This window comes from Micromonospora sp. NPDC048830 (assembly GCF_043198215.1).
Lineage (GTDB): Bacteria > Actinomycetota > Actinomycetes > Mycobacteriales > Micromonosporaceae > Micromonospora.
In genome coordinates, this window is record NZ_JBICUP010000004.1 from 207572 (window position 1) to 223912 (window position 16341).

At 73.2% G+C, this 16341-nt stretch carries 13 protein-coding genes and 1 tRNA gene; 7 read left to right on the plus strand and 7 right to left on the minus strand.

Annotated features, from left to right (window positions below):
• The first annotated feature begins 1 nt into the window (after nucleotide 1).
• Nucleotides 2–895 carry a metallophosphoesterase gene (locus tag ACGFIZ_RS06285; protein WP_393416370.1) on the plus strand — a complete coding sequence of 298 codons (894 nt, stop codon included), beginning with the start codon at nucleotides 2–4 and terminating at the stop codon, nucleotides 893–895.
• A 288-nt stretch (nucleotides 896–1183) separates the two neighbouring features.
• Nucleotides 1184–1260, plus strand: a tRNA-Pro gene (locus ACGFIZ_RS06290).
• Nucleotides 1261–1351: 91 nt separating this feature from the next.
• Here the strand turns inward: ACGFIZ_RS06290 and ACGFIZ_RS06295 are convergent.
• Nucleotides 1352–2737: a WD40 repeat domain-containing protein gene (locus ACGFIZ_RS06295; RefSeq protein WP_393416372.1), complete on the minus strand. Its 1386-nt coding sequence runs from the start codon at nucleotides 2735–2737 to the stop codon at nucleotides 1352–1354.
• Between the two features lie 648 nt (nucleotides 2738–3385).
• Nucleotides 3386–4267 carry a phosphodiesterase gene (locus tag ACGFIZ_RS06300; RefSeq protein WP_393416374.1) on the minus strand — a complete coding sequence of 294 codons (882 nt, stop codon included), beginning with the start codon at nucleotides 4265–4267 and terminating at the stop codon, nucleotides 3386–3388.
• A gap of 133 nt (nucleotides 4268–4400) precedes the next feature.
• Here ACGFIZ_RS06300 and ACGFIZ_RS06305 point away from each other — a divergent pair, with 133 nt between their 5' ends.
• Nucleotides 4401–5777: a diguanylate cyclase gene (locus ACGFIZ_RS06305; RefSeq protein WP_393416468.1), complete on the plus strand. Its 1377-nt coding sequence runs from the start codon at nucleotides 4401–4403 to the stop codon at nucleotides 5775–5777.
• Between the two features lie 124 nt (nucleotides 5778–5901).
• Here ACGFIZ_RS06305 and ACGFIZ_RS06310 read toward each other — a convergent pair whose 3' ends face one another.
• Together ACGFIZ_RS06310 and ACGFIZ_RS06315 are read right to left on the minus strand one after the other, a co-directional pair.
• Nucleotides 5902–6963, minus strand: coding sequence for an aspartate-semialdehyde dehydrogenase (locus ACGFIZ_RS06310; protein ID WP_393416376.1), 1062 nt, complete (start codon nucleotides 6961–6963; stop codon nucleotides 5902–5904).
• Nucleotides 6964–6965: 2 nt separating this feature from the next.
• Nucleotides 6966–8231, minus strand: coding sequence for an aspartate kinase (locus ACGFIZ_RS06315; protein WP_393416378.1), 1266 nt, complete (start codon nucleotides 8229–8231; stop codon nucleotides 6966–6968).
• A gap of 358 nt (nucleotides 8232–8589) precedes the next feature.
• Between ACGFIZ_RS06315 and ACGFIZ_RS06320 the strand changes: the two genes are divergently transcribed.
• A complete protein-coding gene (locus ACGFIZ_RS06320) occupies nucleotides 8590–9378 on the plus strand; it encodes a hypothetical protein (RefSeq protein ID WP_393416380.1) in 789 nt (262 codons plus the stop codon).
• A gap of 308 nt (nucleotides 9379–9686) precedes the next feature.
• Nucleotides 9687–11438, plus strand: coding sequence for a 2-isopropylmalate synthase (gene leuA, locus ACGFIZ_RS06325; RefSeq protein ID WP_393416382.1), 1752 nt, complete (start codon nucleotides 9687–9689; stop codon nucleotides 11436–11438).
• 41 nt (nucleotides 11439–11479) lie between these two features.
• On the opposite strand, the gene ACGFIZ_RS06330 is transcribed toward leuA, so the two are convergent.
• Nucleotides 11480–12958, minus strand: a complete 1479-nt coding sequence (locus ACGFIZ_RS06330; protein WP_393416384.1) for an MFS transporter — start codon at nucleotides 12956–12958, stop codon at nucleotides 11480–11482.
• A 109-nt stretch (nucleotides 12959–13067) separates the two neighbouring features.
• Here ACGFIZ_RS06330 and ACGFIZ_RS06335 point away from each other — a divergent pair, with 109 nt between their 5' ends.
• Entirely contained in the window at nucleotides 13068–13709 is a 642-nt protein-coding gene (locus ACGFIZ_RS06335) for an HNH endonuclease family protein (RefSeq protein WP_393416470.1), read from the plus strand.
• The gene (locus tag ACGFIZ_RS06340; RefSeq protein WP_393416386.1) at nucleotides 13706–14143 is read left to right on the plus strand and encodes a hypothetical protein; all 438 of its coding nucleotides are present in this window, start codon (nucleotides 13706–13708) and stop codon (nucleotides 14141–14143) included. The genes ACGFIZ_RS06335 and ACGFIZ_RS06340 overlap by 4 nt, the downstream gene beginning before the upstream one ends.
• A gap of 47 nt (nucleotides 14144–14190) precedes the next feature.
• Here the strand turns inward: ACGFIZ_RS06340 and ACGFIZ_RS06345 are convergent, their stop codons facing one another.
• Nucleotides 14191–15288 carry an ABC transporter ATP-binding protein gene (locus ACGFIZ_RS06345; RefSeq protein ID WP_393416388.1) on the minus strand — a complete coding sequence of 366 codons (1098 nt, stop codon included), beginning with the start codon at nucleotides 15286–15288 and terminating at the stop codon, nucleotides 14191–14193.
• A complete protein-coding gene (locus tag ACGFIZ_RS06350; protein ID WP_393416390.1) occupies nucleotides 15285–16271 on the minus strand; it encodes an ABC transporter ATP-binding protein in 987 nt (328 codons plus the stop codon). The genes ACGFIZ_RS06345 and ACGFIZ_RS06350 overlap by 4 nt, the downstream gene beginning before the upstream one ends.
• Nucleotides 16272–16341 lie beyond the last annotated feature (70 nt).

Here is a 16341-nt window from a genome sequence, read left to right on the forward strand (position 1 = left end):
CATGCGAAAGCGCACACTATTCCGGCTCGCGGCGGGGACCGCCGCGGTCGGCGCGGCCACCCTGGCGTACGCGTCGCTCGTCGAGCGCAACATGTTCACCCTGCGCCGGTTCGACGTGCCGGTGCTACCGGCCGACACCGAGCCGCTGCGCGTCCTGCACCTGTCGGACCTGCACATGATGCCCGGGCAGCGGCGCAAGCAGGACTGGGTGGCGTCGCTGGCGGCGCTCGACCCGGACCTGGTGGTGGTCACCGGGGACAACATGGCCGACCCCGGGGCGGTGCCGGGCGTGCTGCGGGCCCTGCAACCCCTGCTGGACCTGCCCGGCGCGTTCGTGTTCGGCTCCAACGACTACACCGGGCCGGTGCTGAAGAACCCGTTCAGCTACTTCCTGCCCGACCGGGAGTACCGGGAGGGGGCGGAGCTGCCGTACGAGGAGCTGCGCGACGTCTTCACGGGCGCCGGCTGGGCCGACCTGAACAACGCCCGGACGACGCTCAAGGCGGGCGGGCGGCTGGTCGAGCTGGTCGGGGTCGACGACCCGCACGTCGCCCGCGACGACTATCCCTCCGTTGCCGGCCCGGTGTCCGCCTCCGCCGAGCTGTCGATCGGCGTTGCGCACTCCCCCGAGCCGGCCGTGCTCGACGAGATGGCCGCGGACGGGTTCGCCCTGCTGCTCGCCGGCCACACCCACGGCGGCCAGGTCTGCGTGCCCGGTGTCGGGGCGCTGGTGACCAACTGCGGCCTGCCCCGGTCGATGGCCAAGGGCCTGCACCGCTGGCCAGGCTCCGACTCCTGGCTGCACGTCTCGGCCGGCCTGGGCACCCACCCGACCGCGCCGGTCCGGTTCGCCTGCCGCCCGGAGGCGAGCGTCCTCACGCTGATTCCGCGCTGAGCCGTCCCGTCCCACCCGCCCTGCCCGTCCCGCCTGCCCTGGCGGGCGGGCGGGTGTGAGGTGCGTCGCTACGGAGCTGCCCCGTCTGTGCTGTCGCTTCCCTCGCGGGCAGGGCCGCGAACCGGCCCGGACACTTGGCTACCCGGCCGGGTCCGGCCGCCCGACGCCGCCCGCCCTGATCAAACCGCATTGCGGGTACGCCACCGCCAGCGCCGGACGACCCGGCCCGGCGCGAGGGGGTACCGAGTTTGACCCTCGGGACGGGTGGGCTACTATTTGTCAGCACCTCGGGGTGTGGCGCAGTTTGGTAGCGCGCTTCGTTCGGGACGAAGAGGTCGTCGGTTCAAATCCGGCCACCCCGACCAGGTGAGAGGGCACATCCAATCGATGGATGTGCCCTCTGGCATTTCCCCGGTGGCCACCGGTGGAGCTACGGGGCGTCGGGGGGCGCACTGTCTACAGCTGCCACAGTCGGGCCGTCTTGTCGTTGCCGGCGGTGGCGAGCGTACGCCCGTCCGGGCTGAACGCGACCGTCTGCACCGGGCCGGTGTGACCGGTGAGGGTGGTGGCGAGCACCGGCCGGGCGGGATCGGTCACCTCCCACAGGCGAGCCGTCTTGTCGTTGCCGACGGTCGCGAGGGTACGCCCGTCCGGGCTGAACGCCACCGACAACACCTTGCCGGCGTGCTCGGTGAGGGTGGCGGTGTGCAGCGGTCGGGCGGGAGCGGACACGTCCCACAACCGAGCCGTCTTGTCGAAGCTGGCCGTCGCGAGGGTACGCCCGTCCGGACTGAACACCACCGACCCCATCGGGCTGGCGTGACCGGTGAAAGTGGCGGTGAGCGTCGGCCGGGCGGGAGCGGACACGTCCCACAACCGAACCGCCTTGTCGAAGGCGACGGTCGCGAGGAGGCGCCCGTCCGGGCTGAACGCCACCGATGCCACCCAGCCCTTGTGATCGGCGAGGGTGGCGGTGAGCGTCGGCCGGGCGGGGTCAGACACGTCCCACAACCGAGCCGTCTTGTCGAAGCTGGCGGTGGCGAGGAGGCGCCCGTCCGGACTGAGCGCCATCGATGCTATGCCCTTGGTGTGGCCGGCGACGGTCGCGGTGAGCGCCGGCTGGGCGGAGCCGGTCGTGTCCCACAACCGGGCCACCTTGTCCTGGCAGGTGACAGCGAGGGTGCGCCGGTCCGGGCCGAACACCACGGACCCCATGACGGTGAGCCAGAATATCCCCCGCGGCTTGTCGGGGCGGCCGGCGAGGGTGGCGGTGAGCGCGGGCCGGGCGGAGTCGGCCAGGTTCCACAACCGGGCCGTCCTGTCCTGGCCGGTGGTGGCCAGGGTGCGTCCGTCCGGGCTGAACGCCACCGAGATCACCGTGCCGGTGTGGCCGGTGAGGGTCGCGAGGGGCGTACCGGGTGTCGATCGACGCGCCACCGGCGTCGGCGCAGGCTGAGACTGTGGCGCCGCCGATGCGGCCAGCCGCCGGACCAGGTCGGCGGAGGGCATGCGCCCGCCGGTGACGTCCTCGTGCCGCACGTCGCCGAGGCGGGCGAACGGCTCGCCCTCCAGCAGCAGTGGCAGGATCGGCTTACCCACCTTCTCCGCCCGGTCGATCTCCCGCTCCACCTGTGGCGACGCCTCCGCTGCCGGCGTCATCACCACCACGAGTGCCGCGCAGGAGTCGATGCGTTCCTCCGACACGTCATCCCACTGGTCATCGCTGACGCTCTCCTGGTCGAACCGGACCGCCACACCGGAGGCTTCGAGATGGCCAGCCAGCCGCTGGACGTACGCGGCGTCGGAGGCATGGCTGAAGCTGATGAACACGTGATTGCCCACCCCGGCAATCTACCGAAAGACATCGATCTAGTGGCATCAGCCGGAAGACCAGAAAGGCGACTGGCGCCGATACGGCCGCCGCGCCGGCGAACGGCCGCCGCCCGCTACTCGTCGTACGCTGCCGGGCGCGAGTCGGCCCGGCGACCCTGCTCCGTGCCGTGACAGGGGTCGATCGTGGGGTCGCGGCGGTCGGGGGTGGCCGCGGTCGTCGCAGACAGCGTCTCATCTTCCCCCGGTGCAGGTCGATGCGGGAAAGCCCACCAGAACCGCCGGAACCCGGGACGAACCGGAGCGAACGGCCGGGCGGCCCGGACATGACGGTTCCGACCGTCCCGGGGGCGCCGGCTCCCGGTGCGAGGAGCCGACGCCGTTCCCGGGACGGCCGGGCGTGGCACCGTTCCTGGCGGCGCCTGCCTGGGAGGTGACCTGAGGCTGCCATGCACCGGGGCAATTGTGGAGGGCGGGATCTCTGCGTCGACAAGTATCGACCGGTGGAATGACCGGCCGTGACCGAACGGCGACACCGTCGCGACCGAACAGCGCGGGACGAACGTCCGCACGGCGGGGGCGGACCCACTCGACCCGTGCCGCTCGCCACGGCGCGCCGAAGGCCGGCATCGGTGCCCGTCGCGCGCGCCCTTCCGCCGGTCAGAACCCGCCGGTCAGGCCGGCCGCGTGGCTGACCTGCACCGTGTGCGTGGCGCAGCCGGCCTTTGTGACGAGATGCAGCAGGAACGCGGTCGGTTCGAGGACGTACCCGAACCGCTCCGCGGCGTCGAGGGCCAGCGACGACTGCCGCCACGTGCTCGGCGCGGTGGTCAGCACCGTTCCGGCGAAGTCGACGGTGACGGCCCGGTGCACGTGGCCGGCCAGCACCCGGACGACGTGCGGGTGGGCGGCGACGACCTTGGCCAGGTCGTCGCCGTCGCGCAGCCGGATGCCGTCGAGGAAGGGCATGCCCACGGGGACGGGCGGGTGGTGCAGGCAGACCACGGCGGGCAGCCGCGGCCGGCGGGCCAGCACCTCGTCCAGCCAGGCGAGCTGCTCGGCGCCGAGCCGGCCGGCGCCGTCCGCACCGGCCGTGAGCGAGTCCAGTACCACCAGGGTGGCGTCCGGCCGCTCCACCACGTAGTGCGCGGAGTAGCCGCCGGCCAGGCACGGCGTGCCGCCGAAGATGTCCAGCAGCGACTCCCGGTCGTCGTGGTTGCCGGCGACCAGGTGCACCGGCAGCGGGAACCGGCCGACCACGTCGCGCAGGGCGACGTACTCGTCGGGGCGGCCGTGCTCGGTCAGGTCGCCGGTGATCACGACGTGGTCCGGTCGGGGGGTCAGGCCGAGCACCCGGCCGAGCGCCCGGTGCAGCCCGGCGGCCGGCTCGGCGGCGAGCGGCCCGGTGGTCAGGTGGGTGTCGCTGAGCTGGGCGATGAGCATCGCGTCCTCCAGGTCGACCGGCACGTCCCAGGCTATCGCCGTGACGTCGTGTGCACAGGCCGCGTCCACAGCCTGTGGATAGCACATGTGTACGATCATGATGATCTTGAAAAATGGGCAGTGAGCTGCGGGTGAGTACGCTTGACCGGACGACTCGCCCCTCCCCTCCCCCTGGAGCGACGTACGCGTGGATCACAGCCGGGTGCTCCGGGACGTGACGGTCCGCCTACCCATGGCGTCGACCGCCGTGGAGGCGTGTCAGTGGACGGTCACCGCGCTCGCCCGGTACGCGCCGGCCACCATCTCCGTACTGCTGGAGGTGGCCGGCCGGCTGCGCTGCGTCGCCGCGACCGGCGCCTGGCAGGTCTTCTCCACCGTCCCGCCCGGGACCGGCGTCGTCGGGCGGGTGTACGCCTCGGGCGAGGGGGCCACCGTCGCCGACGTGTCCGGGGATCCCGACCGCCCCCCGGTACGCCCCGACGTCACCGCCGAGGTCTGCGTACCGGTGCTCGACCCCGCCGGCCACCCGATCGGGGTGCTCGACCTGCAGTGGAGCGAGCCGGTCGAGCTGGGCCCGTGGCGGGAGACCGCCGAGGTGGTCGCCGCCCGCCTCGGCGCCCGGATCATGGCGCTCGGCGGCCCGCCCGAGGAGAGCCGCAGCGAGAAGCTGCTCCGGCACGCCGCCGCGCTGACCGCCGCCACCACGGAGCGGGACCTGCGGACCGTCGCCATCCGCGCCGCCCGCGAGGTCTCCACCCTCGGGGCGGCCGTGCTGGTGCTGGCGGACGGGACGGGCCCCCGGCTGAGCGACCCGGCGGACTCGCCGGGCGAGCTGGAGTCGCGCATCCGGGCGGCGCTGACCGGGGCGGGCGGGCCCGCGCTCGGCCGGATGATCAGCCAGGCCCACCGGCACGGCGCGGGATACACGCTCGGGAGGGCCGGGCATCCGCCGACGGAGGAGTACCGGCCCGTCGCCGACGCGGGGGCGCGGACGCTGGTGGCGGTGCCGGTCGGGCCGCCGGACGGCGGCGGGGTGCTGCTGGTCGCCGACGAGCGGCTGCTGCAGCCGGACCCGACCACCGTGAACCTCCTGGAGCTGCTCGCCGACCAGGCGTGGACCTGCCTGGACCGGCTGCGCACCCTGGCGCGGCTGTGCGAGCAGGCCAACTCCGACCCGTTGACCGGGCTGCGGCACACCGGCCCGTTCGGGCAGCGGATCGCCCGCGCCACGCCGGACCGGACGGCCCTGCTCGCGATCGACGTGGACGGCTTCAAGACCGTCAACGACACGTACGGCCACCAGGCCGGCGACCGGCTGCTGGTCGGCCTGGCCCGGGCCCTGGAGGCGGCGCTGCGCCAGGGTGACGAGCTGTACCGGATCGGCGGGGACGAGTTCGTCGCGGTGATCGAGGTGAACCGCCCCGAGGAGGCGGTCCGGATCGCCGAGCGGCTGACCGAGGCGGCGCGGGGTGTCGGCCGCACGATCAGCGTGGGCGTCGCCCTGCCCCGGTCTGGCGAACTACCGGAGCAGACGCTCCAGCGCGCCGACCAGGCCCTCTACGCGGCCAAGCGGCAGGGCCGCGACGCCGTCCACCTCTCCGCCGCCTGACCGCGCCCCTGACGACCCCGCCCCTCCCCGCGATCTTGCAGTTCGGCCCCGGCATGCCACCCCATAAGCAACATAACGGGGGCACAAAGTGCAAGATCGCCGCAGACAGGGGGCAGGGCAGGGGTCAGGGGCGGGTCAGGTCCCTGGCCAGGAGCTCGGCAATCTGGGCCGTGTTCAGGGCGGCGCCCTTGCGCAGGTTGTCGCCCGTCACGAACAGGTCCAGGGCGCGCGGATCGTCGACGGCGCGGCGGATGCGGCCGACCCACGACGGGTCGGTGCCGACGGCGTCGATCGGCATCGGAAACTCCCCGGCGGCCGGGTCGTCGACCAGGATCACGCCCGGGGCGTTGCGCAGCACCTTGCGGGCCCCCTCGGCGTCCACCTCGGTGGCGAAGACCGCGTGCACGGCCACCGAGTGCCCGGTCACCACCGGCACCCGGACGCACGTCGCGGAGACCTTCAGGTCGGGCAGGCCGAGGATCTTGCGCGACTCGTTGCGCAGCTTCAGCTCCTCGGACGACCAGCCGCCGTCGGCGAGCGAGCCGGCCCAGGGCACCACGTTGAGCGCCAGCGGGGCCGGGAACGGGCCCAGCTCGTCGCCGACGGCCTGTCGCACGTCGCCCGGACGGGAGCCGAGCATCCTGTCCCCGGCGATCTTGCCGAGCTGGGAGTGCAGCGCGTCCACCCCGGCCTGACCGGCCCCGGAGACCGCCTGGTACGAGGCGAGCACCAGCTCGCGCAGGCCGTACTCGCGGTGCAGCGGGGCGACGGCCACGATCATCGCGAGGGTCGTGCAGTTGGCGTTGGCGATGATCCCCTTCGGCCGGTTGCGCACCTGCTCCGGGTTGATCTCGGGGACGACCAGCGGGACGTCCCGGTCCATCCGAAACGCCCCGGAGTTGTCCACCGCGACCGCGCCCCGGCCGACCGCGATCGGCGCCCACTCGGCGGAGACCTCGTCGGGCACGTCGAACATCGCGACGTCGACGCCGTCGAACGCCTCCGGGGTGAGCGCCCCGACGGTCAACTCCTCGCCCCGGCACCGCACCCGCCGCCCGACCGACCGCTCGGACGCGAGCAGCCGGATCTCACCCCAGACGTTGGCCCGGGACGAGAGCAGCTCGCACATCACCGTGCCGACGGCGCCGGTCGCCCCGACCACGGCCAGGGTGGGCAGCGACGGCACGGCTACCGTCCGGTGCCCGCGTAGACCACAGCCTCGGAATCGCCGCCCAGCTCGAAGGCGTCGTGGATGGCCCGGACCGCCTTGTCGAGGTCGGTGTCCCGGCACACCACGGAGACCCGGATCTCGGAGGTGGAGATCATCTCGATGTTGACCCCGGCCGCGCCGAGGGCGGCGAAGAAGCCGGCCGCCACGCCCGGGTGCGACCGCATCCCGGCGCCGATCAGGGACACCTTGCCGACGTGGTCGTCGTACAGCAGGCCCTTGAACTTGACCGACTCCTGGATCTTGCTCAGCGCCGCCATCGCGGTGGGGCCGTCGGTCTTGGGCAGGGTGAACGAGATGTCGGTGCGTCCGGTGCCCTCGGTGGAGACGTTCTGCACGATCATGTCGATGTTGATCTCGGCACCGGCCACGGTGTCGAAGATCCGCGCGGCGGCGCCCGGCTCGTCGGGCACCCCGACGATGGTGATCTTCGCCTCGCTGCGGTCGTGGGCGACCCCGGTGATCAGCGCCTGTTCCACGGAAAGGTCCTCCATCGATCCGGTGACCATCGTGCCGGTGTTGGTCGAGTATGACGAACGGACGTGGATCGGCAAGCCCGCGCGCCGGGCGTACTCGACGCTGCGCAGGTGCAGCACCTTCGCGCCGCAGGCGGCCAGCTCCAGCATCTCCTCGTACGTGATGTGCTTGATGTGCCGGGCGTTGGGCACGATCCGGGGGTCGGCGGTGAACACGCCGTCGACGTCGGTGTAGATCTCGCAGACGTCGGCGTCCAGCGCGGCGGCGAGCGCCACGGCCGTGGTGTCCGAGCCGCCCCGGCCCAGGGTGGTGACGTCCTTGGTGTCCTGCGACACGCCCTGGAAGCCGGCCACGATGACCACCGCGCCCTCGTCGAGCGCTCCCTTGAGCCGCCCCGGGGTCACGTCGATGATCCGCGCCTTGCCGTGCACCGAGGTGGTGATCACGCCGGCCTGCGAGCCGGTGAACGACCGGGCCTCGTACCCGAGGTTGTGGATGGCCATGGCGAGCAGCGCCATGGAGATCCGCTCGCCGGCGGTGAGCAGCATGTCCAGCTCGCGGCCCGGCGGCAGCGGGCTGACCTGGTTCGCCAGGTCGAGCAGCTCGTCGGTGGTGTCGCCCATGGCCGAGACGACGACCACCACGTCGTCGCCGGCCTTGCGGGCGGCGACGATCCGCTCGGCCACCCGCTTGATCCGCTCGGCGTTCGCGACGGAGGATCCGCCGTACTTCTGCACCACGAGTGCCACGACGGTGCACTCCCTCCCAAGCGTCCCTCTTCGTGCCGACGCCGCCGGGACCAGGCCGGCGGCGCATGTCAGACCACCTCAGCGTATCCGGCGGCCGGCGCGCCGGGGCCGGGTGATCCCACCATCCGGCCCCCGCGGACCGCGGCCGACGCCTTCCCGCCGGCCTCTTCCGGGGTACGTGACGCGCTCCGCGCGGCGTCCCGGCGGCTCTTCCCCGGTACGCGACACGCCGCGCGGAGGTGTTTCCGGCGACCGTGCGACACGCCACAGGGGCCGCCGCCGACGGGTATGCGACACGCCGTGCGGCGGGGCGTCGCGCGGGCCCCCGGGCGGCGCCGGCGCACCGCAGAATGACCCCGTGCATGCCCACCTCCGCGGGGTCCGGCGCCTGACCGCCGCCCTCGCGCTCACCCTTCCGGCCCTGCTCGCCGCGTGCGCCGGCGGCCAGCCGGCCACGCCGACCCCATCGCCTTCCGGCGAGCCCACCCCCGCCGCCATGGACGCGGCCCGCAACGAGCTGGCCGCCCTGGCCGCGGCGGCCCAGGATCGGCACTTCACCGCCCGCTACGCCCTCTCCGGGGGCGACGGCCCGGCCCGCTCGATCGTGGTGACCAGGGCGGCCGACGGCACGTGGCGGGTGGACGTGCCGGGCTGGGCGCTCGGCGGCACCGCCGACATCGCGCTCGTCGCCACCGGCGACGGGCTCTTCCAGTGCGGCCTGCCGTCGGCCGGCTGGCCGGAGCCGGCGAGCTGCGTACGCCTGGGCGGCCGGACGGGCAGGGTCCCGCGCCGGCTGGACCCCTGGGTGCAGCACCCGTTCACGGACTGGCTGGAGGTGCTCACCGACCGGCGGGCCCCGCTCGCGGTCTCCCCGGCCAGGCCGCCGGCCGGGGCGACCGGCGCCTGCTACTCCGTCGACTCGACCTCGGCCTCGCTGACCGCCCCGCTCGGCGTGGGGATCTACTGCTACGCCCCCGACGGCACCCCGACCGCCGTGCGCACCGACTCCGGGACCCTGACGCTGTCCGGTCCGGCCGGCCCGGCGCCGGCCTCCGTACGGCTGGCCGGGCCGGTCACCGGCGGCGAGCCCCTCGGCACCGCCGCGCAGAGCCCGGACCCGTCGACCACGGGCACGGGAACGGGCTGACGCATCGGCCCGTACGGATCGCCGGCTCTCACCCCGAGCCACCCCAACTGGGAAAATGCGATGTTGGTCTCATAATTCGGGCCAGCCTTCCCGCCGCCCGCAACATCACGTAGGGTCGCCCTGTCATGTGGCAGGCGTACCTCCTCCTTGGTCGCCGCGACGAGGCCTGATCGGCCGGCACCTCGTCGCGGGGTCTAATCGCGCCGTCCAGCACATCCGAACCTCCCGTCGGCACTCTCCGCCGACCCGGCAACGTCGCCGGACCTTCCGATTGCTGACGCCACATGTTCCAGGGGGAGCACTCCGCCATGGCTCAACCAGCCACCGACGCCGAGACCGATCCGATCGCCCGGCAGCGCCCCAGCCGGATGCCGTACCGCCGCTACCAGCCGTACCAGCAGCAGTTCCGGATCGACCTGCCGGACCGCACCTGGCCGACGCGGCACGTCGAGGCCGCGCCGCGCTGGTGCGCGGTCGACCTGCGCGACGGCAACCAGGCCCTGATCGACCCGATGTCCCCGGAGCGCAAGCGCCGGATGTTCCAGCTGCTGGTGCAGATGGGCTACAAGGAGATCGAGGTCGGTTTCCCGTCGGCGAGCCAGACCGACTACGACTTCGTCCGGCAACTCATCGAGCAGGACCTGATCCCGGAGGACGTGACGATCCAGGTGCTCACCCAGTGCCGGGAGCACCTGATCGACCGGACCTTCGAGTCGCTGCGCGGCGCCCGGCGGGCGATCGTGCACTTCTACAACTCGACCTCCGTCCTCCAGCGCCGGGTGGTCTTCGGCCTGGACCGGGACGGCATCACCGACATCGCCACCACCGGCGCCCGGCTCTGCCAGAAGTACGCCGAGATCCACACCCCGGACACGGACATCCTCTACGAGTACTCCCCCGAGTCGTACACGGGCACGGAGCTGGAGTACGCGCTGGAGGTCTGCGCGAAGGTCATCGAGGTGATCGACCCGACCCCGGCGCGGAAGCTGATCGTGAACCTGCCGGCGACCGTCGAGATGGCCACGCCGAACGTGTACGCCGACTCGATCGAGTGGATGCACCGGCACCTGCCGCGGCGGGACAGCCTGGTGCTCAGCCTGCACCCCCACAACGACCGGGGCACCGGGGTCGCCGCCGCCGAGCTGGGCCTGCTGGCCGGCGCCGACCGGATCGAGGGCTGCCTGTTCGGCAACGGCGAGCGCACCGGCAACGTGGACCTGGTGACCCTGGGGCTGAACCTCTTCTCCCAGGGCGTCGACCCGATGATCGACTTCTCGCGGATCGACGAGGTGAAGCGGACCGTCGAGTACTGCAACCAGCTCCCGGTGCACGAGCGCCACCCGTACGCGGGCGACCTGGTCTACACGGCGTTCTCCGGCTCGCACCAGGACGCGATCAAGAAGGGCTTCGACGCCCTGCACGCCGACGCCGACGCCGCCGGCGTACCGGTCGACGAGTTCGCCTGGGCCGTGCCGTACCTGCCGATCGACCCCAAGGACCTGGGCCGCACCTACGAGGCGGTGATCCGGGTCAACTCGCAGTCCGGCAAGGGCGGCGTCGCGTACATCATGAAGAGCGAGCACCAGCTCGACCTGCCGCGTCGGCTCCAGATCGAGTTCTCCGGCGTCGTCCAGCAGGTCACCGACCACGACGGCGGCGAGGTCGACCCGGGCACGATGTGGGACATCTTCGCCCGCAACTACCTGGTCGACCACCAGCCCGACCCGGCCGTGGCCCTGACCGGCTACGCCATCGGCACCGTCGACGGCAAGGTCGAGATCGAGGCCCAGGTGGCCCTCGGCGGGGAGCGCCGGTCGCTGGTCGCGGTGGGCAACGGCCCGATCGACGCGTACGTCAGCGCGCTGCAGGCGGTCGGCGTGGCCGTACGGGTGCTCGACTACCACGAGCACGCGATGTCCTCCGGCGGGGACGCCCAGGCCGCCGCGTACGTCGAGTGCGAGGTGGACGGCCGCACGGTCTGGGGCGCCGGGGTGGACGCGAACATCGTCACCGCCTCGGTGAAGGCGGTCACCAGCGCCGTCAACCGCGCCCGCGCCTGAGTTCGCCCGCAGGGGCCCCGCGTCCGTGGGGCCCCTGCGGCTCACCTGTCCGGCGGAGTCGAGGCCGGCAGCGAGGGGCAGGGCTGGGCGCCCGGCGCCCGGCGGGCCGGGCGGTGGATCAACAGCCCGGCCAGCGCCGCCCCGACGAGCAGCAGCCCGGCGCACCACAGCATCGCCCCGCGGAACGCGCCGGTCAGCGCCGCCTTCTGCTCGTACCCGGTGCCGCTGAGGCCGACCAGCAGCGGCAGCGCGGCCACCGCCAGCAGGCCACCGACCCGGGACGCCGCGTTGTTGAAGCCGCTCGCCACCCCGGCGAACCGGTCCGCGACGGCGGCCAGCACCGAGGCGGTCAGCGGCGCCACCACCAGGGTCAGGCCGAGGCCGAACAGCGCCACCCCGGGCAGCACGTCCGTCCAGTACGACGCGCCCGGCCGCACCCCGCGCAGCAGCAGCAGGCCAATCGCGGCGACGACCGGGCCGACCGTCAGCGGCAACCGGGGGCCGATCCGCGCCGACAGCGCCCCGGCGCGGGACGACCCGACCAGCAGCAGCAGCGTCATCGGCACGGTGGCCAGGCCGGTGAGCAGGGCCGACCAGCCCACCACGTTCTGCAGGTACACGGCGAGGAAGAAGGTGAACCCGCCCAGCGCCGCGTACACCACCACGGTGAAGACGTTCAGCACCGAGAAGAGCCGGCTGCGGAACAGGCCCGGGGGGAGCATGGCGCTGCCGCCCCGGCGGCGCTCCACCAGCACGAAGGCGACGATCGCGAGCACCCCGGCCAGCGCCGACACCGGCACCGCCGGCGAGCCGAGGCCGCGGGCCGGGGCGTCGATCAGGGCGTACGTCACACCGCCCAGTCCCAGCGCGCCGAGCAACGCGCCCAGCACGTCGAACCGCCGCCCGGCCCCCTTGCGCGAGACGTCCTCGTCCCGGCTCTCCGGCACCCAGCGCAGCGCGGCGAGCACCACCGGGACGGCCAGCGACACGTTGAGGAAGAAGATCCACCGCCAGGAGAGGGTGTCGATCAGCCAGCCTCCGACGAACGGGCCGAGCGCGGTGGACACCCCGGCGAGCCCGGACCAGGTCCCGATCGCCCGGCCCCGGTCGTCCGGGTGGAAGCTGGACTGGATCACCGACAGCGAGCCCGGCGTGAGCAGCGCGCCGCCGGCTCCCTGCAGGACGCGGGCCACGATCAGCCAGGAGGTGCCCTGGGCGAGGCCGCACAGCACCGACGCGGCGGTGAACCAGACCACCCCCAGCAGGAACACCCGCCGCCGTCCGAACCGGTCGCCGAGCGCGCCGCCGAGCAGCACGAACGCCGCCAGCATGAGCAGGTACCCGTTGATCGTCCACTGGAGATCGGCCACGGTCGCCTTGAGGTCGGCGCCGAGCCGGGGCAGGGCCACGTTGACCACGGTGCTGTCCAGGAAGACCATGCCGGAGGCGAGGACCGCGGCGAGCAGCGTCCCCCGGCCCGCGGGGGTGGCCAGCCGGAGCGCGGGCGCGGATTCGGTCACGGGTATCCATCTTCCTCGGATCGATTTGCCGGACGCCACGAATCACGGAAACGCACCCGGGGTACTGTGCGCAATCGCCGGGAGCCCGCAAGCTGGAGGGGTGTCGTCTGTGCGTACCAGATCAGGACGTCGCGCGGCCGGGGCGGCCGCGCTGACCGCGGTGCTCGCGGTCGTCGCGGCCGGCTGCGCCCCGGCGGAGGAGCCGGACGCCCCGCCGGGCAGCGGCGGCAACGTCAGCGAGAAGCTCGACCAGCTGACGGTGGCGAGCGCCGGCTCGATGCGGGGCTACAGCCGGGACCACTTCCCGCACTGGCGGGACACCGGCAAGAACTGCGACGTACGGGACAGCGTGCTGAAGCGCGACGGCCGGGACATCCGCCTCTCCGGCTGCAACGTGGTCGCCGGGCGGTGGGAGAGCGTGTACGACGGCCGGGTCCTCACCGACCCCTCCGACGTGGACATCGACCACATGGTCCCGCTGGCCAACGCGTGGCGCTCCGGCGCCGACGAGTGGGACGACCAGAAGCGGGGCGACTTCGCCAACGATCTGACGAGGCCGCAGCTCCTGGCGGTTTCCGCCTCCTCCAACCGGGCAAAGGGTGACCAGGATCCGTCCCAGTGGAAGCCGGCGAACCGGTCGTACTGGTGCCAGTACGCCGAGAACTGGGTGACGGTCAAGCACCACTGGCGGCTGACGGTGACCAGCGCCGAGAAGGCCGCCCTGACCGACATGTTGGAGGGCTGCACATGACCGAGCAAGCCGTGCCGGGGGCCGGCGGCGGCACCACGGCCGGGATGGACGTGGACGGCGCCCCGCCCGCCCGGGCCGACGTCGCGGGCGCGGGGATGTCCGCCGACGCGGGGCCGGCCGGGGAGCCTGCACCAGCATCCGCCGGCCCGGCCGGGCCAGCCGCGGCGGCCCCGCCGGGAGGCGGGCCGCAGAGCCGTACCGCGGACATCGTGCCGGGGCCCGGCGGGGTGATGACCGACGAGGTCGGCGTGGTCACCGGCGAGCTGACCCTGCGGACGGAGTACGCCGACGGCCAGGTCACCCTGCGGGTGCAGTACCGGGAGGCCGACGAGTGGTACGCGGTCACCGGCGGGCGCGCCCCGCTGGCCGACCCGGCCGGGCTGGACGCGGTGCACACGATCGCGGTCGGCCTGCTCAACCGACCGGAGGGCTGACCCGGACGAGGCCCCGTCCCACGAAGGGGCGGGGCCTCGTCACGTCGTCACGGCGTGGGGATCAACTCGCCGGGGTCACCCGGCGCGGCCCCGTCGTCGGGCCGGACCAGCTCCGGCTCCACCTCGTGCGGCCGGATTCGCCCGGCCGCGATGTCCTCCGCGTAGTGGCAGGCCACCCGGTGCCCGGTGACCACCTCGCGCAGCGCCGGCCGCTCGTCCGCGCAGCGGGTCTTCTGCGCCCAGGGGCAGCGGGTGTGGAAGCGGCACCCGGCGGGCGGGTTGGTCGGCGAGGGCAGGTCGCCGGCCAGCAGGATCCGCTCGCGGCGGTCCTCCACCTGCGGGTCGGGCACGGGCACCGCCGACATCAGCGCCCTGGTGTACGGGTGCATCGGCTCCCGGTAGAGGTCGTCGCTCGACGCCTCCTCCACCAGCCCACCGAGGTACATCACGCCCACGGTGTCCGCGATGTGCCGGACCACCGCCAAGTCGTGCGCGATGACCAGGTACGTCAACCCACGCTCGTTCTGCAGGTCTTCCAGCAGGTTGAGCACCTGCGCCTGGATCGACACGTCCAGCGCCGAGACCGGCTCGTCGGCCACGATCAGATCCGGGTTGAGCACCAGCGCCCGGGCGATGCCGATCCGCTGCCGCTGGCCGCCGGAGAACTCGTGCGGGTACTTGCTCAGCGCCGACGCGGGCAGGCCGACCGCGTCCAGCGTCTCCCGCAGCTGCCGGCCGGCCGCCGCCTTGTCGGCCGCCAGCCCGTGCGCCTTGAGCCCTTCCACCAGCAGCGACTCGACGGACTGCCGGGGGTCGAGGCTGGACAGCGGATCCTGGAAGATCATCTGCATGCGGCGGCGGGCCCGGCGCATCGACTCGCCCTTGAGGGCGCGGATGTCGGTACCGTCGAAGACGATCTCGCCCGCGGTCGGCTCGACCAGCCGCAGCAGGCCCCGCCCCAGCGTCGACTTGCCGCAGCCCGACTCGCCGACCAGCCCGTACGTCTCACCCGCGTTGATCGACAGCGAGACGCCGTCGACCGCGTAGACGTACCCGACCGTGCGGTCGAAGAGCACGCCACTCTTGATCGGAAAGTGGACCTTGATGTCGCGCAGTTCGACCAGTGGTCCCGTCCGCTCGGTCACGGCACCGCCACCTCCTCGGAAACGGGGTTGTTGCACCGCAGGTCGCCGCCGGTCGCGGTGGGCTCCAACGGGGGCGACCCGTCCAGGCAGGCGTCCGCCACGTAGTCGCAGCGGGGCGCGAAGGCGCACCCCTCGGTCCACGGGATGTTGTCGGCGACCGAGCCGCGGATCGCGTGCAGCCGCTCCCCGCGTACCGAGTCGAGCCGGGGCACCGAGTTGAGCAGGCCATGCGTGTACGGGTGCCGCGGGCGGGCGAACAGCTCGTGCCGGGCGGCCCGCTCGACCACCTTCCCGCCGTACAGCACGTTGACGGTGTCGCACAGGCCGGCCACCACGCCCAGGTCGTGAGTGATCATGATGAGCGCCGTGCCGGTCTCGTCAACCAACTGCTTGAGCAGGGTGAGGATCTGCGCCTGGATGGTCACGTCCAGCGCGGTGGTCGGCTCGTCCGCGATCAGCAGCCGCGGCTTGCAGGCCAGCGCGATCGCGATCAGCGCCCGCTGGCGCATACCGCCGGAGATCTGGTGCGGGTACTCGGAGAGCCGGCGCTGCGGGTCCGGGATGCCGACCGCGTCCAGCAGGTCCCGGGCCTCCCGCAGCGCCTGCTTGCGGTCGCGCCCCTGGTGCCGCTCCAGCACCTCGGCCACCTGGACACCGATCGGGATCACCGGGTTCAGCGAGGAGAGCGGGTCCTGGAAGATCATGCCGATGTCCCGGCCCCGCCGGTTCCGCATGTCGTCCGGCCGGAGCTTCAGCAGGTCGGCGCCCTCGAAGAGCACTTCGCCGGTGACCTTGTTGCCCCGCTTCGGCAGCAGGCCCATGATCGCCAGGCTGGTCACGCTCTTGCCGCAGCCGGACTCGCCGACCAGGCCGACGGTCTGCCCCGGCTCCACGCTGAAGCTGACCTTGTCGACCGCGGTGAACGGCCGCTCGCCCCGGCGTTGGAACACCACCGTCAGATCGCGTACGTCGAGCAGGCTCATCGGGTCACTTCCTCACCGTGCAGGTCTTCCGCTCGCGACTGCGCTGTCCTCAGCCCGCGACTGCGGGGCT

Coding starts and splice junctions, on each gene's coding strand:
- ACGFIZ_RS06285 (WP_393416370.1), top strand. CDS start 2: ATGCGAAAGCGCACACTATTCCGGCTCGCGGCGGGGACCGCCGCGGTC.
- ACGFIZ_RS06300 (WP_393416374.1), bottom strand. CDS start 4,267: ATGATCGTACACATGTGCTATCCACAGGCTGTGGACGCGGCCTGTGCA.
- ACGFIZ_RS06305 (WP_393416468.1), top strand. CDS start 4,401: ATGGCGTCGACCGCCGTGGAGGCGTGTCAGTGGACGGTCACCGCGCTC.
- leuA (WP_393416382.1), top strand. CDS start 9,687: ATGGCTCAACCAGCCACCGACGCCGAGACCGATCCGATCGCCCGGCAG.
- ACGFIZ_RS06340 (WP_393416386.1), top strand. CDS start 13,706: ATGACCGAGCAAGCCGTGCCGGGGGCCGGCGGCGGCACCACGGCCGGG.
- ACGFIZ_RS06350 (WP_393416390.1), bottom strand. CDS start 16,271: ATGAGCCTGCTCGACGTACGCGATCTGACGGTGGTGTTCCAACGCCGG.